Here is a 19,826-nt window from a genome sequence, read left to right as displayed (position 1 = left end):
ACACGCTCCCTCGGCTTGCTTGCCACAATTGTTGCAAGCGAGCGGGGAACGTCAACCCGCGATGTCAGAGCTTGACGGTGCTGCCGGCGTAGGTCGCCCAGCTCTTGCCGGACTTCCTGCGGACCGTGAGCGTCACCGTGGCGTTCGTGACCGCCCCGAGCTTGACCTGGATGCGGGTCGAGTAGCCGGTCTTGATCGCCTGGGTCTTGGTGACCGTCTTGGTCTTCTTGCCGGTCTTGATCTTCAGGACGAACTGGAAGTTGCCCTTGCCGATCGCCAGCGGCCGCAGATCGACCGTGGTCGCGGAATCGAGCGTTGAGAGCGAGAGCTGCCCGACCAGGCGCAAGGCGATTGCGCCGCCCTTACGCAGGAGCACCGATTCGCTGTGCACGCGCGGGGCCGGCGGGTCGACCGGCTTCACCGGGGCCGGCGTGCGATCCGCCAGCGAGACGGGCGCCGAGGCGGCGCCGTTGCCCGCGTTGTCGCTCGCGTAGACGGTGACCGAGCCCTTCTTGACGGTGAAGCTGCCGTCAGCCGCCGGGGCGACCGGCGTGGAGCCGTCGACCGAGTAGGCGAGCGCGGCGACGCCGGACTGCGAATCCACCGCGGAGGCGATGCAGAACCAGGTCGTCCCCGCGCCCGGGCTGCACGTCACGGCAGGCGAAGGCGAGGTGTGGTCGATGTTGACCTTGGCGGAGGCGAGGCGCTCGTTGCCGGCGCCGTCGACGGCGCGGAAGTTGATCGTCAGGGCGCCGTCGGCGTCGACCGCGTAGGCGCCGCCGATCACCGCGCTGACCGAGCCCGAGCCGATCTGGCCGGTCAGCGTCGGCAGGCCGGACGCGCCGCCCGAGCCGGACACCGTGCAGGTCGCCGGCGAGTTGCGCCACGCCTCGGACCCACAGTCGACGGCGAGCGTCGGAGCGGCCTTGTCGATGCCGATCTCGTCGACGCGCCAATCGGACGCGTTGCCCGCGGCGTCGACCACACGGCTCAGGAGCGCGTGGCCGCCCTCAGTGGCGATCGACACGCCAGGCGTCGTCACGACCGCCCCGCCGTCGAGCTTGTACTCGGTGCGGCTGATGCCCGACCCGGGGCTCGCGTCGGTGCCGGTGATGGTCGTCGCGTAGTCCGTCTTGCTCCAGGCGGAGCTCGGGCGCGGCGTGGTATTGACCGGCCGCACGGCGTCGATCTTGATCGTCTCGGTGTTCCACGCCGACACGTTGCCGGCGACGTCGACGATGCGCGTCTCGAGCGTCTGCGTGCCCTGGGTGGAGACCGTCGCGGTCGTGCCCGAGTGGATCGCGCCGCCGTCGACGCGCCACTCGCCGTGGTCGTAGCCGGACGCCGCGTCGGTGCCCGTGAGGTCGAGCGAGAGCGTCGTCGTCTGCCACGCGGTCGGCGCGGGAACGGTCGTGTTGATCGGGTCGACGGTGTCGATCTTGTAGTGGAACTGGCTCCACGTGGTGACCTGGCCGGCGACGTCGTAGACGCGCTGCTTGATCGTGAAGTCGCCCTCGCCGGAGAGCGTGAAGCTGCCGCTCGCGGCGTTGATCGTCTGGGTCGGCCCGTTGTCGATCGTGTACTCGATGTGGTCCACGCCAGAGGTCGCGTCGGTCGCGCTCAGCGTCACGACGCGGGTGTCGGTCCATGCGGCCGGGACGGTCGTCGTGATGACGGGCTGGGTGCGGTCGATGTTCAGCGTCTGCGTGCGCCACTCGCTGTGGTTGTGGGCGAGGTCCCAGACCCGCGTCTCGACCTCGTGCTCGCCGTCGCTGGAGACCGTGAAGGTGCTGCCGTCCGGGCCGCTGTCGATCGCCGAGCCGTCGACGCGCCACTCGATGTAGTCGACTCCGGTGCCGCCGTTGTCGTCGCCGGACACGGTCGCCGTGTACGCGGCGGTGCGCCAGTTCGTCGGGATCGAGGTGGTGTCGACCGGCGGGTCGGTGTCCTCCATCGGGAGGTTCGCGTTGATCGTGAACGACGCGGTACGCCAGTTGCTCCAGTTGCCGGCGTTGTCCTGGACGCGCGTCTTGAGCGTGTGGGCGCCGTTGGAGCCGAGGATCGTGGCCTGCGTGATGGTCTTGACCTCGTCGCTGTCGAGCTGCCACTCGACGCTCCCGAAGCCGGAGTCCGCGTCGGTGCCGGTGACCGGGATCTTGCGGCCGTTCGGGACGGCACCGGAGGGGAGGTTGGTGGTGTCGGTCGGGGCGACGTTGTCGATCTTGACCGTCTCCGAGCGCCAGCCGGAGAAGTTGCCGGCGACGTCCTTGACGCGCGTCTGCAGGACGTGGATGCCGTTCCCGCTCACCGTGGCGGTCTCGATCGAGACGGTGCCCGAGTGCTCGACGCCGTTGTCGACCTTCCAGTAGACGGAGTCGATGCCGGAGAGCGAGTCGGTGCCGTTGAGGACGACCGAGTAGGAGGTGGTGCGCCAGCCGGTCGAGCCGATCACGGGCGTGACGTTGTCGGGCGAGGTGGCGTCGAGGCGGACGTAGCGCGCGGTCCACGGGCTCGTGTTGCCGGCCTTGTCGACGACGCGGGTCTCGACCGTGTGCTCGCCCTGGCCGGTGACGTTGACGACCTGCGTGGCGGTGCCGTTGGACGTGCCGACGACGCCGTCGAGCTTGTACTCGATGTAGTCGATGCCCGAGTGGGCGTCGGTGCCCTGGATGGTCACCTGCATCGAGGTCTGCGGCTGCCAGCCTGAGGACACGCTGGTCGTGTCGGTCGGGTTGACCGTGTCGATCTTGATCGCGTACGTGTTCCACCCGCTCACGTCGCCCATCGCGTCGGTGATGCGCGTCTTGAGCGTGTGCACGCCGTCACCGGTGACGGCGACCGGGACCGGGCCGGCGCCCGCGACGTCGCCCGAGCTCGCGTTGTTGTCGAGGTCCCACTGGATGCGGGTGATGCCCGAGCCGTTGAGGTCGGTGCCGGAGACGTTGACGTTGACCGTGCCGGTCTGCACCCAGCCCGACGGGACCGAGGTGGTGTCGGTCGGGCCGTTGATGTCGACCTGCACGATGTGGGTCGTCCAGCCGGAGTCGTTGCCGGCGTTGTCGACGATCCGCGTCTTGACCGTGTGCGTGCCCTGCTGGGTGATGTGCAGCACGACGCCGATGGCGCCGGAGTTGACCACGCCGTCAACGTCCCATTGGACGTAGGAGATCCCGGACTCGGCGTCGGAGCCCGCGACGGTGATGTCGACGGTGTTGTGCTGCCAGCCGGTGGGCGCCGTCGTCGAGTCGGTCGGGGCGGTGCCGTCGACCTTGATCGTGTGCGGCACCTCGTTGCGGTTGCCCGCGGCGTCCACGACCGCGGTGTAGAAGGTATGGGTGCCTGTGCCGGTGACGGTCGCGACGTTGCCCGTGGTGAACGGGCCGGTGCTGCCGTCGCGCCACTCGTAGGTGACCGGGGAGAGCGTGTCGGTGCCGGTGACCGTGAAGTTGTAGGGCCCGCGGACCCAGCCGGTGAGCGGCGCGCTCGTGTTGGTCGGGATTCCGTGGTCGATCCTGACCGTGTCGTCGACCCACGGCGTCCACGACCCGCCACCCGAGTCCTGCGCGCGGTGGCTGAGGATGTGCGTGCCGTCGCCGGTGATCGCGATGCTCCCGGTCGTCCCGGTCTGCGTGCTGCCGCAGTCGATCTTCCATTCCCACTTGTCGACGCCCGTGCCGGCCAGCGGGACCGAGACGGTGCCCGCGGTGCCCTGCTGCCAGGCGCTGGACGGGGCGATGTCATCGGAGCCGAGCGCGTACGGACCGGCCGCGGAGGTGCACGTGCTCGGAACCGAGAACGGCGAAGCGAGGGCCTGCGCGGTGGGAACGGCGAAGATCAGGACGGCGAAGGCGACGAGGAATATGCGAATCCGAGGGCTCACGCTCCCCGTAATCGGCAGCCGGCTCAGAAGCTGGAGCGTCTACGCGTCAATCGAGCGCAGGAACGCGCGGACCACCGCCGGGTCGAAGTCAGAGCCCGAACCACGCTCGATCTCCTCGACCGCCGCCTCGACCGTCCACGACTCCTTGTACGGACGCTCGTGGACGAGCACGTCGAAGACGTCGGCGAGGTGCACGAGCCGCGCCGGCATGGGGATCGCTTCGCCTGACAGGCCACCTGGATAGCCGCCGCCGTCCCAGCGCTCGTGGTGGTGGCGGGCGATCGCCTCGGCGGTCTGAATGACGTCGGAGTCCCCCTTTTGGAGGACCCGCGCACCGAGCACCGCGTGGGTCTTCACGACCTCGAATTCCTCATCGGTCAAACGTCCAGGCTTGAGCAGGATCGAGTCCGGGATCGCGATCTTGCCGATGTCGTGCAGCGGCGCCGCGCGATGGACCAGCGCGACCTGGCGATCCGGCAGCGAGAGCTCGCGGGCGAGGCCGGCGGCGAGGTCGGCGACGCGCTGGGTGTGCTCGTGCGTGTTGTCGTCGCGGTATTCGGCGGCGCGCAGGAGCCGTTGCAGGAGCTCCTCCTGCGCCGCCGCGGCGTCGCGACGGCGGGTGAGGGCCTGGGCCGCGAGCGCGGCCTCCAGCTCGGCCATCCGCGCCCGCAGACCGCGCTGGCCGATGACCGCGCGCAGGCGGCCGGCGGCGACCGCGCCGAGCTGCTCGTCGGCGGCGACGATCGCGTTCAGGCCGATCACGGCAGGGCCCTGTTTGAGGTCGAACGGGTCCAGCCGGTCACGCAGCCGGGACTCGGTCGCGTCGACGACGACGATGGCCGCGGGCGGCGACGCGATGGCTGCTCGGGCGAGGGCTTCGACGTCGCCCGCCAGCGCCGTCGCGTCGGCTCCGAGCTCGGCCAGCCGGGTCTGCGCCGCCTGGACGGCCGCGAGGTCCCCGCCGGCAACGAGCAACCTCAGGCCCGCGAGCGCGTCGGCGTCGTCCATACTGGACCGCATCATGGCGGACGCGAGCGACGACCGGCGGATCGGCTCCGTCATCGCCGGTTACCGGATCGACTCGCGCATCGGCCGCGGGGGGATGGGTGTCGTCTATCGCGCGCACCATCTGAGCCTCGAGCGTGTGGCGGCTTTGAAGGTGATCGCGCCCGACCTCGCGGAGTCCTCGGGCTTCCGCGAGCGCTTCTCGCGCGAGGCGCGCGTCGCGGCGGCGCTGACGCACCCGAGCATCGTCACCGTCTACGACGCCGGCGAGGTCGACGGCACGCTGTATCTGGCGATGCAATTCATCGAGGGCTCGGACCTCGCGCGGATCCTCGCCACCGACGGCCGCCTGAAGCCCTACCGGGCGATCGACGTCTGCCGCCAGATCGGCGACGCCCTCGACGCCGCCCACGAACGTGGCCTGATCCACCGTGACGTCAAACCGGCCAACGTGCTGATCGAGGGCCGCAACGCGTACCTGACCGACTTCGGGCTGACCAAACGCCTCGGCGGCACCCAGGTCACGATGGCGGGCGACGTCGTCGGGACGATCCACTACGTCGCGCCCGAGCAGATCGAAGGTCGCGAGGTGACCGCGCGCAGCGACGTCTACTCGCTCGGCTGCGTGCTCTTCCACTGCCTGACGGGACGGATGCCGTACGAGCGCGACACCGACGTGGCCGTCATCTACGCGCACCTGTCGGAGCCGCCGCCGCGCCCGTCACGCGTGCGCCCGGAACTGCCGGACGGCTTCGACGACGTGATCGCGAAGGCGCTCGACAAGAACCCGGACCGGCGCTTTCAGACCTGCTCGGAGCTGATGGCCGCGGCGAAGGCGGTCGTCGAGTCCGCCGGACCGCTCTCCGAGACGCTCCCGCCGCGGCGCGCGAGCACCACCGGCGCGCCGCTGGAGGAGGTCCGCGACGCGCGCCGCTCGCGCGTCCTGCTCGCGGGGGTCGACGCCTCGACGCGCGCGATCGCCCACGTCGCGCTGGGTGGGCGGGTGGACATGCGCGAGGCCGCCAGCGCGGGCGCGTTGGACGCGGCGCGCGACGCACGGCCCGATCTCGTGATCCTCGGCGCCGCCGAGATCGTCGGCGCGCTGCGGGCGGACCCGCTGACGCGGGACTCGAAGCTTTTGCTGGTGGTCGACGAGTCCGCGGGTCGCGACCCGCGCGCCGCGGGCGCGGACGAGCGTCTCTCGACGCCGTTCTCCCCGCTGCAACTGCAGGTCAAGTTGCGCAAACTGCTGGGCGCGGACGCCGTCGGCGCGTGATCGTCGCGGTGCTGGCGGGTGGGCGCGGGAGCCGGCTCGGCGGCGCCAAGCCAACCGCGGTACTCGGTGGTGAACCGCTCCTCGCGCGGGTTCTGCGGGCGGCGAGCGGGTTCGAGCCGGTCGTGGTGGCGAAGCGCGACACGGTCCTGCCGCCGCTCGACGTGCCCGTCTGGATCGAGCCGGACGAGCCGTTTCATCCGCTGACGGGCCTGGTGACCGCGCTCGAACGTGGGCCGTGCGTCGCCGTCGCCTGCGACCAGCCGTGGGTGACGGGCGAGCTGCTGTCCGCGCTGATGGCGGCGCGCGCGGTGGCGTCTGTGAACGGCGAGTACGACCCGTTCCCGGGCTACTACGACCCGGCGCAACTGCCGGTCCTGCGCGAGGCGCTGACGGAGGAGGCCGGCCTGCGCCGCACGCTCGCCCGCCTCGCGCCGCCGCGCCTCGACGTCGACCCGCAACTCGTCGCGAGCGTGAACACGCCGGAGGCCCTCGCAGCCGCCGAGCGTCGACTTTCTCGCGCTGTACTCGAGAGACTCGACGCTCGCGAGGCGCAGCCGTGAGCGGCGCGCCCGACTTCGCCGTCATCGGCGGCGGGATCGTCGGCTGCTCGCTCGCGGCGTTCCTCGCCGAGGCGGGTGCGTCCGTCGTCCTCTACGAGCGCGAGGCGATCGCCGCGGGCGCGTCCGGGCGCAACTCCGGCGTCGTCCAGCACCCGCTCGACGCGCAGCTCGCCGGCCTCTACGAGGAGTCGCTCGAGCACTACCGGACGCTCGGCCGCGGCTTCACGTTCCCCGCGGACCACGTGGGTCTGCTGCTGCTCTCAGAGGAGCCGAGCGCGAAGCCCGACGCGTTTCCCGAGCTGAACCCGACCTACCTCGAAGGCGCCGACCTGCGCGCGCTCGAGCCGTCCCTCGCGGAGGGGTTGACCGCCTGGCGGCTGGAGACCGGCCGCCCCGTCCCGCCCGCCGCGGCGGCGAACGCCTTCGCCCTGCGCGCCCACGAGGCGGGTGCGCAGCTGCGCGTCGGCGAGGCCGCGTTCGCGCACGTGGAGCACGGCCGCGCGACCGGTGTGACGATCGGCGACACGCATCACCCGGCGGGCGCGGTCGCCATCGCCGCAGGCCCATGGACGCCGGTTGACGCGATCTCGCCGCTGTGGGGCGTCGTGGTCGAGTTCGAGCTGCCGGGCGCGCCGACGCATGTGCTCGAGGAGGCCGGGATCGACGTGCTGACGAGCGAGGCGGGTCCGCCGGCGACGCTGTTCTCGGCGGTCACGGCTCGCGGCATCTCGGCCATCGGGTCGACGTTCACCCGGGACAAGCCAGACGCGGAGGCGGTGGCTCCGGAGATCATGAGGAACGCCACCCGCTTCCTCCCGGCACTGGAGGGGGTCAGGCCGAGAGGATTGCGGGCATGCGCGCGGCCGTCTTCGGAGGACGGTTGGCCGCTACTCGGGCCCCTCCCGGAGGTGGAGGGACTCGTGATCGCGAGCGGCCACGGGGCGTGGGGGATCACGCTGGGGCCGGCTTCGAGCCGGCTCGTGGCCGATCAACTGCTGGGACGGCAGGCGGACATCCCGCCGGCCCTTGCTGCGGGGAGGAAGTTCTAGGAAGTGGGGTTGCTCGTGACGAGCGAGCCGGTGGTGGTGTCGCCGGTGGCCGCCGTGGAGTCGGAGGTGGGCGCGGTCGAGGTGGTCGAGTCGGTCGAGGGCGCCGCCGTCGGGATCTTCACGCCGAAGACCTCACGATTCTTGCCGGTGCCATAGATGTGGTACTCGCGGTCTTCCTTCTTGACGAGGACGAAGGTCTTGCCGTCACGGGCGTTGCCGCTCGTGTTCAAGTACAGGTCCTTGCGTGGGCCGGCGGTGATGTCGGCGTAGGCGCGACCCTCGATCGGCTTGGTCTTCTCGCTCGACGGCGCCTTCTCGGACGTCGACCCGGCGGTCGAGGAGGTGTCCGTGCTCGTGTCCGAGCTGTCGGAGGAGCTCGAGCCGCCGACGCTGATGACCTTGCGATCGTCGCCGGTCCCGTAGATGTGGTCTTCCTTGCCGTCATGCTTGACCAGCACGAACGCCTCACCATCACGCGGCCCGCCGCCCGTATTCAGGTACAGGCCCGCACGCGGACCCGTGAGGATCTCGGCGTAGTTGGTGCCCGGGACGGCTTTGGTCGTTTCCTTCTCAGTAGCCGCCTTGAGCTGGCTCGAGAACGAGGTGGTGGTGCCGGAAGACTTCAGCGAGGCGGTGGAGACCTGGGTTGCCTGGTTCGCCGCGGTGATGCCTTGGAGGAGAGACGTATCGACGCGCATTGGATTGATCACCCCATCGGCCATACGTCCACGGTCCTTGAGTGAGAATCCAGAATTAATTCTCATGCGCTGGTTGATCGACGCGATGAACGTCATCGGCTCCCGGCCCGACGGCTGGTGGCGCGACCGTGAGGGCGCGACGAGAAAGCTGGTCGATCAGGTTTCGGCATGGGCCGGCGACGAGCCAGTCACCGTCGTGCTCGACACCGGACCCGACGATCTGCTCGGCACGGTCGGATCCGTGACCGTCGTCCGCGCGCCGCGACGCGGGCGCAATGCGGCCGACGACGAGATCGTCCGGCTCGTCGAAACCGACCCCGACGCGCTCGTCGTGACCTCCGACGCCGAACTGGTCTCGCGCGTACGCGCGCTCGGCGCCGCGGTGGAAGGCGCGGGCACGTTCAGGCGGCGGCTAGAGTCCCCGCCGTGAGCGAGGAGGGCCTGCGCGCCGGCGTCGAGAAGATGCGCTCCGAAGGCGTCGCGGAAGCGGCGATCCGCGCCTTCGAGCATTACTACCGCCAACTCGAGGCGGGTGAGACCGGGCTGATGCCCGAGGCTTCGATCGAGCCGGTGACGGACCCGGTCGAGTTCGACGAGTTGCCGTCCGATCCCGGCGCCGAGCGCGACGCGCTGCAGAAGGCGATCGTGCTGCGCCTCAACGGTGGCCTCGGCACGAGCATGGGGCTCTCGCGCGCGAAGTCGGTGCTCGAGGCCAAGGACGGGCTCAGCTTCCTCGACATCATCGCCCGCCAGGTGCTCGCGCTGCGCGAGGCGCACGACGCCCGGCTTCCGCTCGTGCTGATGGATTCGTTCTCGACGCGCGACGACTCGCTCGCGGCGTTGAGCGAGCATCCCGGTCTGGACGTCGGCCTGCCGCTGGACTTCCTGCAGAACAAGGAGCCCAAGCTGCTGGTCGACGGGCTCACACCCGCCTCGTGGCCCGACGATCCCGGCCTGGAATGGTGCCCGCCCGGGCATGGCGACCTCTACACCGCGCTCGTCACCTCGGGGATGCTCGAGTCGCTGCTCGAGCGCGGCTTCGAGTACGCGTTCATGGCCAACTCAGACAATCTCGGCGCGGTCCTGGACACCCGCATCCTCGCCTGGATGCGGGCGGAGAACGTGCCGTTCGCGATGGAGGTCACCGACCGCACCGAGGCCGACCGCAAGGGCGGGCACATCGCGCGCCGGCGCTCCGACGGCCGGCTCGTGCTGCGCGAGACCGCCCAGACGCCGAAGGAGGACCTCGCCGCGCTGCAGGACATCGGCCGTCACCGCTACGTCAACACGAACAACCTCTGGATCAGCCTGCGCGCACTGGATGCCGCGATGCGCGAGCGCGACGGCGTCCTCGGACTGCCGATGATCCGCAACGCCAAGACCGTCGACCCGAGCGACAAGTCCTCCCCGGCCGTCTACCAGATCGAGACCGCGATGGGCGCGGCGATCGAGGTCTTCGAGGGCGCCCGCGCGCTGCGCGTCCCGCGCCGGCGATTCGCGCCGGTCAAGACGACCGACGACCTGCTCGCGCTGCGCTCCGACGCCTACGAGCTGACCGCCGACGCCCGCGTCGTACTGGCCGGCGACCGCACCACGGTGCCCTTCGTCGCGCTCGACCCCGACTACTTCAAGCTCCTGCGCGACTTCGAGGAGCGCTTCCCGGACGGCCCGCCCTCGCTGGTGGCGTGCGACCGCTTCGAGGTCGAGGGCGACGTGCGCTTCGGCGCGGGCGTGGTCGCCCGCGGCGACGTCAAGCTCACCGGGCCGCGCACCGTCGAGGACGGCGCGGAGCTGTAGTCCTCACGCGCGGCGAGCGATCGCCACGACCAGCAGGGCCACGAGCGCGAAGATGGCGCACACCCAGACCCAAGTTGTCACAGCGATGACGAGCATCGCGCGACATTACACGGTGCGGTCTTCTACGGGGCTGACCGAGGGTCCAGTGTCTGGAGAATCGTGGATCGGAACTGATCAGGTGTCGAACGCAGGACGGCCAAGCGGGGATCCGGTACGTCGAGCACCCGCTCCGTGGTGAGCCGGGACAGCTTGCGCAGGCGCGGGTCCTCGAGTACGGCGGCGAGCGCGAACTTGTCGCCGCCGAGGACCACGGCTTCGAGGTCCTCGAAGTGGTTCAGCAGCACGCCCGCGCCGGCCTCGGCCGCCGCGTCGTGCGCCTGTCGCGACTGCCCGTCGCGGCGCCGCTCGTAGCGCTTCTGGCTCTGCCCGCCCGCCGCGCTGCGGCCGTGGACATTGCGGGTCCCGACCTTGGAGTCGACCAGACGCCGGCCGTTGAAGACACCCGCCGCGTACCCGCCGAGGCGCACCAGCAGGACGCCGACGATCCGGTCGCGCCGCGCGTGCTCGAGCAGCGGCTCCGGTGCGAAGCGCTCGATCGGCGGGTGCGAAGCGAGCGGCGGGAACGGTGGTTCGGCGATGACGGTCGCTCCGTCGGCGCCGGTGAACGTCACGCGGCCGGGACGCGTCTCGGTGCGGATGGCGTCGTGCTCCTGCGCCCAGCGGGCGAGCCACGCGCCGAGGCGCTCCGGTGGAACCTCGAAGGTACTCACGCGCCGAGGTCGGCCCGCAGCGCGGCGACCTCCGCGCGCAGTTCGGCCACCTCACGCTCGAGCTTGTCCAGCCGCTCGTCGCGGCGCGGCGGCGGTGGGACGACGGCCGCGGCGGGCGCGGCGAGCGCCGGCGCCTCGACGTCGTCGGCCTCGTCGGAGAGCGTGTGGTGGAAGCGCTCCTCCTTCTGGCCGGGACGGCGGGCGAGCTGCACGACGTACCCGCGGTCGATCAGGCTGGTGAGGACGTCGTCGAGCTCGTCGATGCTGTCGAACGGCTGCATGCGTTCGGTGCGCTGCTTGAGCTCGCCGGGGGTCTGATCGCCGCGCAGGAGCAGCACCGCCAGCACGGCCTGTTCTGCTCGATCGATCCGCAATTCCTCATCCAGCAGATGCCGGTACTTCGCGGCGCGACTGGTGTGCCCGGTGGTCAGCCGCGTGAAGCGCCGCCGCCCGAGCCGGTGCAGCGCGCCGCGGATGATCTCCTCGTCGTAGGCGACGACGGGGTCGCGATTGGTGCTCTGATTGCAGGCGAGCCGCAGGGCGTTGAGGCTCAAGGGATACGCGTCTGGGGTGGTCCGCTGCTTCTCGATGAGGCACCCCAACACGCGGACTTCGATCGAGTCGAGATCCATCAGCGTCCTGTTTTGTACGTTGGTGAGGCGAAAGTTTGCCGATCCGCCGTCAATTTGGTATAGCTTTGCACTGTTGTAGATATGGGGTTTCTGGGTCTAATTCGGCAGCGCGGGGGTCGCGCGGCCGGGAGTGAGGAGAAACAGCATTGAACGGATTCGGTGTGCGCGTCGGCGCGGCCATTGTGGCTGCGGGCGCGATTCTGTCATGCGCCGCCACGGCGCAGGCACAACGCCCCGCTGACCTCGGCGCGGGCGCGCCGTCGGGCCAGATGGGCGTGCAGCTCTACGACTGGAGCAACTACATCTCCAGTGGCGCCGGTGAGATCACCTGCCCCGCGGCGCCCGCGCCGCCCACGACGGACTGCGTGGCTCCGCCCGCCCCGTCGACCACGGACAGCCGCCTGACGCGCACGTTCGCGTACCTGGCGTCTAAGAACGTCCGCAACGTCGAGCTCTACGGCTACCCGGGAGCGCCGTTCCCCGGCTCCAACCCGGCGACGCCGCTGAACACCGCCGGCCTGCAGGACCTGCGCGCCCGCGGCGACCAGTACGGCCTGCGCTTCGTCTCCCGCCACGGCACTCTCGCCGAGGGCAACTGGGGCCAGGAGATCGAGGCGGCACGCATCCTCGGCCAGGAAGTGATCGGCGCGGCGGACCCGCTCAACGCCGGTAGCACGAGCCTGCAGCAGAACCTGATCAACGCGCAGCAGATGAACCGCATCGGCAAGCGCTCGGTCGAGGCCGGCGTCGGCCCGGCGTACTTCCACAACCACGCGTCGTCCTTCACCGCGAAGATCAACGACGCCGGCGTGATGAAGACGCAGTGGCAGTTCCTGATGGACCACACCGATCCGCGCTACGTCAAGGCGCAGATCGACCTCGGCTGGGCCGTCTCCGGCTCGACCCTGCAGGACGTCGTGAACCTGGTGAGCAACCCGACCTACGTGGCGCGTGTCATCAGCTTCCACGTCAAGGACGTCGTCAACCCGCGTCCGGCGGCCGGCACGGCCGACCTGCGCGCCCTGGGCGACGGCGACATCAACTTCGCGCCGATCTTCGCCGCGGCCAAGAACAAGGTCCGCTACTACCTCTACGAGTACGACCCGGTCACCCCGGGCAACAACGGCGGCTTCAACCCGTTCACGTCGGCCGACAAGAGCTTCGCCGCCCTCCAGGGCGACCCGGCTCCGGTCGCGTACGCGCGCTCGCCGCAGTTCACGTCGGTGCCCGCCGGTACGGCGGCCGCCGACAACGTCAAGCCGATCACGGTCACCAACACCGGTGACGCGCCGCTCGTCTTCACCTCGGCCGCGCCGGCGCTCGCCGCCAACGCCGACGACGGCGGCAACACGACGCGTGACGACTTCGCGATCGTCAGCCAGGACTGCTCCGGCAAGACCCTGGCCGCGGCCAAGGCCGCGGTGGCCGACGATCCGACGACGCCCGCTGACGAGACCGCTGCCGCGGTCGCCGCCGGCACGTGCACGATCAACGTCGGCTTCAAGCCGACCCGCACCAACTACACGTCCCTCGCCCGCCTGACGTTCGCTTCGAACTCGGACGACGCGATGGAGGTCGTGCCGCTCGCCGGCACCAGCACGGGCGACGCGATCAGCACCGTGGGCGGCAACGTCCCGAGCATGCTGGCGCTCAGCCTGCCGTCGCAGCCGGGCAGCTTCGGCACGTTCGCCCCGACCGTCGCCAAGTCCTACGAGACGGCCGTCGCGGCGTCCGTGGTCAGCACCGCCGGCGACGCGACCCTCTCGGTCAGCGACCCGGCCACCGTCGCTCCGGGCCATCTGGTCAACGGCGCGTTCTCGCTCCCGTCCCCGCTCAACGCGCGGGCGATCAACGCGAGCAACCCGACGCAGGCCTACGCGCCCCTCGCCGAGGTCACCGGCACGCCGCTGAACCTGCTCAGCTACACGGGCCCGGTCAACGGCGACCTCGTCACGATCGGCTTCCGCCAGGCGATCGGCGCCGCGGACGTCCTGCGCTCCGGCAACTACGCCAAGACGCTGACGTTCACGCTGTCCACCACCGCTCCGTAAGTCCAACGGGGTAACGAATCCAGGGGCCCCGGCGCTGCCGGGGCCCTTGTTCGTTAAGAGCTCAGCGGATGTGGACGCCGGAGATGGCGCGGCTGATGACCAGGCGCTGGATCTCCGAGGTCCCCTCGAAGATCGTGTAGATCTTCGCGTCGCGGTGCATCCGCTCGACCGGGAACTCGCGGGTGTAGCCGTTCCCGCCGAGGATCTGGATCGCGCGCTCGGTCGCCCACACGGCGACCTCACCCGCCTTGAGCTTGCTCATCGAACCCTCGGCGGCCTCGAACTTGCGCCCGGTGCGGCCCATCCAGGACGCGCGCCAGACGAGTAGGCGGGCGGCGTCGATCTCCATCCGCATGTCGGCCAGCGCGAAGGCGATCGCCTGGTTCTCGATGATCGCGCGGCCGAACTGGCTGCGGTCCTTGGCGTACTGCAGCGAGTACTCATACGCCGCGCGGGCGATGCCGATCGCCTGGGCGCCGACGCTCGGGCGCGTGGCCTCGAAGGTCTGCATCGCCGCCTGCCGGTTCCCGCGCGTGCCCTCGCGCGCGCGGGCCAGGCGCTCGTCGAGCTTCTCCTTGCCGCCGAGCACCATCCGCGCGGGAAGGCGGACGTCGTCGAGGAAGACGTCGGCGGTGTGCGACGCGCGCAGGCCGTGCTTCTTGACCTTCGTGCCCTGGCTCAGGCCGGGTGTGTTGGGCGGGATGATGAAGCCGGCCTGGCCGCGGGCACCGAGCTCAGGGTCGACGGACGCGATCACCACGTGCACGTCGGAGATCCCGCCGTTGGTCGCCCACGCCTTCTGGCCGTTGATGACCCACTCGTCGGTCTTCTCGTCGTACTTCGCCCGGGTTCTCAGCGAGCTGACGTCGGAGCCCGCGTCCGGCTCCGATACGCAGAACGCGGCGACCTTCGGGTCATCAGGAGTGCCGTAGCACTGCGGGACCCACTCGCCGAACTGCTCGCCGGTGCCGGAGGAGAAGATCGCGGCGACGGCCAGCGTCGTGCCCATGATCGACATGCCGATGCCCGCATCGCCCCAGAACAGCTCCTCGTTGACGATCGGCAGCATCAGCCCCGTCTCGTCCGCGTAGAACTGCGCGAGCGCCTCGAAGCTGTAGAGCCCGATCTTCGCCGCTTCCTGGATCAGCGGCCAGGGCGTCTCCTCGCGCTCGTCCCATTCGGCCGCTGCCGGCCGGACGACGTTCTCCGCGAAGCCATGGACCCACTCGCGCACGTCGAGCTGGTCCTGATTGAGCTCCATCGAGAACGAGCCCTGGGACAAGGGCTCGGTTACTGCCTCCAAAGGTTCACTCGCCATAGGATCTAAACAATATGGATGAAAGCGCGCCGTATCTTGTGGGTGTGCGCGCTCACGGGATGCAGAACTTATGAATCTCGTACAACTTCCGGAACTTCCAGGCGAGGCCTATGTGCTCGCCGCTCATCTTCCGGCGCTGGCCGACGAGATCGTCGCCGCGATCGCCGCCGACGTCCCGGAGTACGCCCGGCCCCTGGCCCGCGGGTCGGGAGCGGTGCGGCGGGGCGTGCACAGCGCTTTGGCGGAGTTCGTCGAGCTCTCGCGCGGGGGCGCGGTGGCGGTCCGCGGGGCGGTCGCGGTGGACCTCGGCCGCCGCGAGGTCCGCGCGGGTCGGTCGTTGGACGCGCTGCTGTCGGCCTACCGAACCGGCGCGCGGGTGGCGTGGCGGCGGCTGGCCGCGCTGGGGTTGGAGGCGGGGCTGGCACCGGAGACCCTCGTCGTGCTGGCCGAGGCGATCTTCGCCTACGTCGACGAGCTCTCCGCGGAGTCGGCGGAGGGCTTCGCGCGCGAGCAGGCGGAGCGGGCGGGCGAGCTGGAACGCCGCCGCCGTTCACTCGCCGAGCTGCTCGTCGCGACACCGGCGCCCGATGCGGGCGCGGTGGCCGCGGCCGCCGAAGCGGCCCACTGGCGCCTGCCCACGACGGTGGCGATCGCGGTGTGGCGCGAGCACGAGGCGCCCGATGGCCTGGCCGCGCCCGCCGCCACGCCGTTGTCGCCCGCCGTCACGGCCTCATCGCCCGCCGGCGCGCCGTTGTCCCCCGCCGCCACGGCCTCATCGCCCGCCGACGCGCTCTCGTCACCCGCCGCCGCTCCGGCTCGTCCCGCGTTGCCCGCCGACGCCCTGCGCGCGACCGTCGAAGGGCTCGCCTGCGCCGTCCTCGCCGGACCCGCGCGCGAATTGCCTTCCGCGCTCGACGGCCGACCCGCCGGTATCGGGCCGGCCGTGCCGCTGGCCGATGCGGCGCGGTCGTTCCGGCTCGCGTGCGCGGCGCTCGCGCTGGCCGAGGACCGCGGCATCGACGCGCCCCTCGCCGCCGACGCGCACCGGGTCGAGCTGCTGTGGCGGGCGGAGCCGGCCCTCGTGGCGGAGCTCGCCGCCGAACGGCTCTCCCCGCTCAGCGCCGAGACCGTCAACTCACGCGCGCGGCTCGAGGCGACGCTGCTCGCGTGGCTGCGGCACGCGGGGACGATCGCCGCCGTCGCGGGCGAGCTCGACGTCCATCCTCAGACGGTCCGGTACCGGCTCGGGCGACTCAGAGAGCTGTTCGGAGCGGCGCTGGACGAGCCGGATGCGCGGTTCGAGCTCGAATTGGTGCTGCGAGCGCGCGCAGCGTGATCGTCGACCTCACCGTCGCACCCCCGTGGCCGAGCGAGCCGCCGCGCTCGGCCGGTCCGGGCGGGCTGGTCAAGCTCGACGGCGGCGTCGCCCGGCGGGCAATGCGCAGCGACGGCCAGCTCGCCCTCGTCGAGGCGGCCTGGCGCGATGACCAGGTCCTGCTTCGCGCGCACGCCGACACCGAGGACGCGGCGCGACACGCGCTCGCCCGCATGCGGTTCGTGCTCAGCCTCGACGACGACCTCGAGCCGTTTCACCGCGCGCATCGCCGCGACCCGCTCCTCGGTCGCATCATCAAGGCGAGGCCGAAGCTGCGGCTGCTGCGCAAACCCGAGCCGTTCGAGGCGCTCGCCTGGGCGATCATCGAGCAGCTGATCGACACGCAGCGCGCCGGGAACATCGCCTGGGCGTTCACCCGCCGTCACGGAACCCAGCATCCGCAAGGCCCCTGGATCGCGCCCACGGCGGAGCAGTTCGCCAACGCCGCCGCGCTCGAGGCCGCCGGCCTCGCGCCCACCCAGTCGCGCACGCTCTCCAAGGTGGCCCGCGCGGTCGCCACCCACCAGCTCGACCCGGACGATGACGATCAGCGCAGGCTCGCCGCGATGCCCGGCGTCGGCGAGTGGACGATCGCCCACCTGAACCTGTTCGGCCGCGGGCGCTACGACGTCCCGCTGGCCAAGGACGTGGGTATGCGCAACGCCTACGCGCGGGTCGCGGGCGTGCGCACGGGCAGCGTGACCGAGGAAGAGTTCAAGACCGTCCTCGACCTCTACACGCCATTCCAGGGTCTCGCGGCGATGTACATCGTCGCGGCGGGCTGGCGCCCCGGTGCCAGATGGTCACAATCCCCCCATGACTTACGTCGCCGCTGAAGATCGCTACGACTCGATGCCCTACCGCCGCTGCGGGCGCAGCGGCATCCAGCTCCCCGCGATCAGCCTCGGGCTGTGGAACCGCTTCGGCGATGACACGCCGATCCAGAACCAGCGCGCGATCATCCGCCGCGCGTTCGACCTCGGCATCACCCACATCGACCTCGCCAACAACTACGGCCCGCCCTACGGCTCCGCGGAGAGCAACTTCGGCCGTATCTTCGCCGAGGACCTCAAGCCCTACCGCGACGAGCTGATCATCTCGACCAAGGCCGGCTACGACATGTGGCCCGGCCCGTACGGCGAGTGGGGCTCGCGCAAGTACCTGACCGCGAGCCTCGACCAGAGCCTGAAGCGCATGGGCCTGGACTACGTCGACATCTTCTACTCGCACCGCTTCGACCCCGAGACGCCGCTGGAGGAGACGATCGGCGCGCTCGACACCGCGGTCCGCCACGGCAAGGCGCTCTACGCCGGCATCAGCTCCTACTCGGCCGAGCAGACGCAGGAGGCGGTCGAGCTCGCCCGCTCGCTGGGCACCCCGATCCTCATCCACCAGCCGAGCTACTCACTGCTGAACCGCTGGATCGAGCCGGAGGTGCTGGACACCTGCGGCGAGGAGGGCGTCGGCATCATCGCGTTCTCCCCGCTCGGCCAGGGGATGCTGACCGACCGCTACCTCGACGGCATCCCCGAGGACTCGCGCGCCGCGAAGGACTTCTACCTCAAGAAGGACTTCATCAACGAGGACAACATGGCGCGGGTCAAGGCGCTCAACGAGATCGCCAAGGGGCGCGGACAGAAGCTCGCGCAGATGGCGATCGCGTGGGTGCTGCGCGACCCGCGGGTCACGTCCGCGCTGATCGGCGCGTCGAGCGTCGCCCAGCTGGAGACCAACGTCGCGGCCCTGGACAACCTCGCGTTCACCGACGATGAGCTGGCCGAGATCGATAGGTACGCGATCGACGCGGGCATCAACATCTGGGCGCAGTCCAGCGGCGAGTGAACCGGCGCGAGATCATCGAGCAGTTCATCCCGCACTCGCCGCTCGTCGGCCACCTCGGGATGCGGCTCGAGTCGATCGGGACCGATGAGGCGACGCTCGTCCTGCCGTACCGCGAGGAACTCGCGACGCAGGACGACATCGTCCACGGCGGCGCGATCGCGGCGCTGATCGACACGGCGGGCATGGCCGCGTGCTGGGCGTCCGACGCGGAGCCCGAGACGCTCAATGGATCGACCGTGACGCTCAATGTGAGCTATCTCACGGCCGCCCGCGGTCAGGACCTGGCCGCCCACGCGACCGTGACGCGGCGCGGTCGCAGCATGGTGTTCAGCGAGGTCAGGGTCACGGAATCAACGGGACGGCTGGTCGCGACGGGTAGCGTCGTGCAGCGGTTGGGGTAGTCGATTCGAGATGACGCAGGCCCAGGTCGAAGCGCGAGCGCTGAGCCGGCTCGCCGCGCAGGAGCTGTCCGAGCTCCCGCGCGGGATCGGTGACATCCACGGCGCGATCGCGGACCGGGTCTTCGGCGCACTCGGGCCGTCGGCGGCGCCCGTGCGGGTGATGCACCGGGCCGTCACGCGCGGCGTCTACGAGAGCGTGCGCGGCGGCCTCTGGCTCGGCGCGCACGCCGCGGGCGCGGCCGCGCGCACCCGCGTGGGCGAGACGCCTTTGAGCGACACGCCGCGCGGCGCCATGGCGCTCGCCGCGCTCAACGGCCTCTACGGCGACCGGCTCGCGGCGGAGGGCAGCCCGCTCGCGATCCCGATGCAGGCCCGGCGCATCGGCGCGACCGTGACGCCCCATCTCGTCGTCTTCCTGCACGGGCTGGGCGAGACCGAGTACGCCTGGGGCTCGCCCAACTACGGCGACCTCCTCGCTGACGCGACCCCGGTCTTCATCCGCTTCAACACCGGCCGCCACATCTCCGACAACGGCGCCGCCCTCGCCGCGCTCCTCGACGACCTGGTTGCCGAGTGGCCGGTGGAGGTCGAGCGGATCACCATCATCGGGCACTCGATGGGCGGCCTCATCGCGCGCAGCGCATGCCACCGCGGCGGGGCGTGGACCGCGCACGTCCGTCACGTGATCTCGCTCGGCACGCCGCACCTGGGCGCACCACTGGAGCAGGCCGTCCACGCGATGAGCGCCGCGCTGCACCTCGCGCCGGAGACGCGCCCGTTCTCGCGCTTCCTGCGCCGCCGCAGCGCCGGCATCCGCGACCTGCGGCGCGGCTCGCTCGTGGACGAGGACTGGCGCGGCCAGGACCCCGACGCGCTTAGAGCCAAAGCCTTGTCGGAAGTGCCGCTCCTGGACGGCGCCACACACTGCTTCGTCGCGGCCACGGTCACGCGCAGCGAAGCCCACCCCGTCGGCCGGCTCGTGGGCGACCTGCTGGTCCTCTCCGGCAGCGCCTCCGGCCGCAGCCGGCTGACGTTCGACGACGGGCTGACGCTCGGCGGGACGCACCACCTCGCGCTGCTCAATCACCCGGCGGTCGCCGAACAGCTCCGTATGTGGCTTGGGTGAAGTTTCTGCCTTAGTCGCCAACAAAACTTGCACTACTACGGTGCAT

General features: G+C 70.9%; 17 protein-coding genes. 11 read left to right on the top strand and 6 right to left on the bottom strand.

Annotation, left to right across the window (positions count from 1 at the left end):
- Positions 1-64 precede the first annotated feature (64 nt).
- Both OM076_RS04290 and OM076_RS04285 read right to left on the bottom strand, forming a co-directional pair.
- Entirely contained in the window at positions 65-3,880 is a 3,816-nt protein-coding gene (locus OM076_RS04290; RefSeq protein WP_270038200.1) for an OmpL47-type beta-barrel domain-containing protein, read from the bottom strand.
- A 39-nt stretch (positions 3,881-3,919) separates the two neighbouring features.
- A complete protein-coding gene (locus OM076_RS04285; RefSeq protein WP_270038198.1) occupies positions 3,920-4,888 on the bottom strand; it encodes an HD-GYP domain-containing protein in 969 nt (322 codons plus the stop codon).
- A 13-nt stretch (positions 4,889-4,901) separates the two neighbouring features.
- Here OM076_RS04285 and OM076_RS04280 point away from each other — a divergent pair, with 13 nt between their 5' ends.
- The 3 genes from OM076_RS04280 to OM076_RS04270 are packed head-to-tail and all read left to right on the top strand — an operon-like array spanning position 4,902 to position 7,770.
- Positions 4,902-6,161, top strand: coding sequence for a serine/threonine-protein kinase (locus tag OM076_RS04280; protein WP_270038197.1), 1,260 nt, complete (start codon positions 4,902-4,904; stop codon positions 6,159-6,161).
- On the top strand, positions 6,158-6,721 hold the full coding sequence (gene mobA / locus OM076_RS04275; protein ID WP_270038195.1) for a molybdenum cofactor guanylyltransferase: 564 nt from the start codon (positions 6,158-6,160) through the stop codon (positions 6,719-6,721). The genes OM076_RS04280 and mobA overlap by 4 nt, the downstream gene beginning before the upstream one ends.
- Entirely contained in the window at positions 6,718-7,770 is a 1,053-nt protein-coding gene (locus OM076_RS04270; protein WP_270038193.1) for an NAD(P)/FAD-dependent oxidoreductase, read from the top strand. Before mobA ends, OM076_RS04270 begins: the two co-directional genes overlap by 4 nt.
- Here OM076_RS04270 and OM076_RS04265 read toward each other — a convergent pair.
- On the bottom strand, positions 7,767-8,564 hold the full coding sequence (locus OM076_RS04265; RefSeq protein ID WP_270038357.1) for a hypothetical protein: 798 nt from the start codon (positions 8,562-8,564) through the stop codon (positions 7,767-7,769). The genes OM076_RS04270 and OM076_RS04265 overlap by 4 nt on opposite strands.
- On the opposite strand from OM076_RS04265, the gene OM076_RS04260 reads away from it, so the two are divergent.
- Complete coding sequence (locus tag OM076_RS04260) at positions 8,533-8,898, top strand: NYN domain-containing protein (RefSeq protein ID WP_270038352.1); 366 nt, start codon at positions 8,533-8,535, stop codon at positions 8,896-8,898. The two genes, OM076_RS04265 and OM076_RS04260, sit on opposite strands and share 32 nt — an antisense overlap.
- Positions 8,895-10,265 carry a UTP--glucose-1-phosphate uridylyltransferase gene (locus tag OM076_RS04255; protein ID WP_270038191.1) on the top strand — a complete coding sequence of 457 codons (1,371 nt, stop codon included), beginning with the start codon at positions 8,895-8,897 and terminating at the stop codon, positions 10,263-10,265. Before OM076_RS04260 ends, OM076_RS04255 begins: the two co-directional genes overlap by 4 nt.
- Positions 10,266-10,387: 122 nt before the next feature.
- Here the strand turns inward: OM076_RS04255 and OM076_RS04250 are convergent, their stop codons facing one another.
- Positions 10,388-11,035, bottom strand: a complete 648-nt coding sequence (locus tag OM076_RS04250; protein WP_270038189.1) for an acVLRF1 family peptidyl-tRNA hydrolase — start codon at positions 11,033-11,035, stop codon at positions 10,388-10,390.
- Complete coding sequence (locus OM076_RS04245) at positions 11,032-11,667, bottom strand: YceH family protein (protein WP_270038188.1); 636 nt, start codon at positions 11,665-11,667, stop codon at positions 11,032-11,034. Before OM076_RS04245 ends, OM076_RS04250 begins: the two co-directional genes overlap by 4 nt.
- A 146-nt stretch (positions 11,668-11,813) precedes the next feature.
- Here OM076_RS04245 and OM076_RS04240 point away from each other — a divergent pair, with 146 nt between their 5' ends.
- The gene (locus tag OM076_RS04240; protein WP_270038187.1) at positions 11,814-13,718 is read left to right on the top strand and encodes a sugar phosphate isomerase/epimerase family protein; all 1,905 of its coding nucleotides are present in this window, start codon (positions 11,814-11,816) and stop codon (positions 13,716-13,718) included.
- A gap of 61 nt (positions 13,719-13,779) precedes the next feature.
- Here OM076_RS04240 and OM076_RS04235 read toward each other — a convergent pair whose 3' ends face one another.
- Complete coding sequence (locus OM076_RS04235; RefSeq protein ID WP_372517996.1) at positions 13,780-14,979, bottom strand: acyl-CoA dehydrogenase family protein; 1,200 nt, start codon at positions 14,977-14,979, stop codon at positions 13,780-13,782.
- 127 nt (positions 14,980-15,106) lie between these two features.
- Between OM076_RS04235 and OM076_RS04230 the strand changes: the two genes are divergently transcribed.
- Genes OM076_RS04230 through OM076_RS04210 form a run of 5 tightly spaced genes read left to right on the top strand, consistent with a single transcriptional unit; the run spans position 15,107 to position 19,780 of the window.
- The gene (locus OM076_RS04230) at positions 15,107-16,372 is read left to right on the top strand and encodes a PucR family transcriptional regulator (RefSeq protein ID WP_270038185.1); all 1,266 of its coding nucleotides are present in this window, start codon (positions 15,107-15,109) and stop codon (positions 16,370-16,372) included.
- Positions 16,369-17,247, top strand: a complete 879-nt coding sequence (locus OM076_RS04225; protein WP_270038184.1) for a DNA-3-methyladenine glycosylase family protein — start codon at positions 16,369-16,371, stop codon at positions 17,245-17,247. Before OM076_RS04230 ends, OM076_RS04225 begins: the two co-directional genes overlap by 4 nt.
- Positions 17,228-18,253: an L-glyceraldehyde 3-phosphate reductase gene (gene mgrA / locus OM076_RS04220; RefSeq protein ID WP_270038183.1), complete on the top strand. Its 1,026-nt coding sequence runs from the start codon at positions 17,228-17,230 to the stop codon at positions 18,251-18,253. The genes OM076_RS04225 and mgrA overlap by 20 nt, the downstream gene beginning before the upstream one ends.
- Positions 18,250-18,654, top strand: coding sequence for a PaaI family thioesterase (locus tag OM076_RS04215; protein WP_270038182.1), 405 nt, complete (start codon positions 18,250-18,252; stop codon positions 18,652-18,654). The genes mgrA and OM076_RS04215 overlap by 4 nt, the downstream gene beginning before the upstream one ends.
- 10 nt (positions 18,655-18,664) lie before the next feature.
- Positions 18,665-19,780 (top strand): lipase family alpha/beta hydrolase, encoded by a 1,116-nt coding sequence (locus tag OM076_RS04210; RefSeq protein WP_270038181.1) that lies wholly within the window; start codon positions 18,665-18,667, stop codon positions 19,778-19,780.
- Positions 19,781-19,826 lie beyond the last annotated feature (46 nt).

It is taken from the genome of Solirubrobacter ginsenosidimutans (assembly GCF_027587205.1).
Note: the sequence above shows the minus strand (reverse complement) of the source record. Positions and strands in the feature narration are given on the sequence as shown.

Bases quoted from the DNA above. Each gene is read 5' to 3' on its own strand.
- OM076_RS04285 (WP_270038198.1), bottom strand. From the start codon at position 4,888: ATGGACGACGCCGACGCGCTCGCGGGCCTGAGGTTGCTCGTTGCCGGC.
- OM076_RS04265 (WP_270038357.1), bottom strand. From the start codon at position 8,564: ATGACGTTCATCGCGTCGATCAACCAGCGCATGAGAATTAATTCTGGA.
- OM076_RS04230 (WP_270038185.1), top strand. From the start codon at position 15,107: ATGAATCTCGTACAACTTCCGGAACTTCCAGGCGAGGCCTATGTGCTC.
- OM076_RS04235 (WP_372517996.1), bottom strand. From the start codon at position 14,979: ATGGAGCTCAATCAGGACCAGCTCGACGTGCGCGAGTGGGTCCATGGC.
- OM076_RS04245 (WP_270038188.1), bottom strand. From the start codon at position 11,667: ATGGATCTCGACTCGATCGAAGTCCGCGTGTTGGGGTGCCTCATCGAG.
- OM076_RS04210 (WP_270038181.1), top strand. From the start codon at position 18,665: ATGACGCAGGCCCAGGTCGAAGCGCGAGCGCTGAGCCGGCTCGCCGCG.
- OM076_RS04260 (WP_270038352.1), top strand. From the start codon at position 8,533: ATGCGCTGGTTGATCGACGCGATGAACGTCATCGGCTCCCGGCCCGAC.
- mgrA (WP_270038183.1), top strand. From the start codon at position 17,228: ATGACTTACGTCGCCGCTGAAGATCGCTACGACTCGATGCCCTACCGC.
- OM076_RS04280 (WP_270038197.1), top strand. From the start codon at position 4,902: ATGGCGGACGCGAGCGACGACCGGCGGATCGGCTCCGTCATCGCCGGT.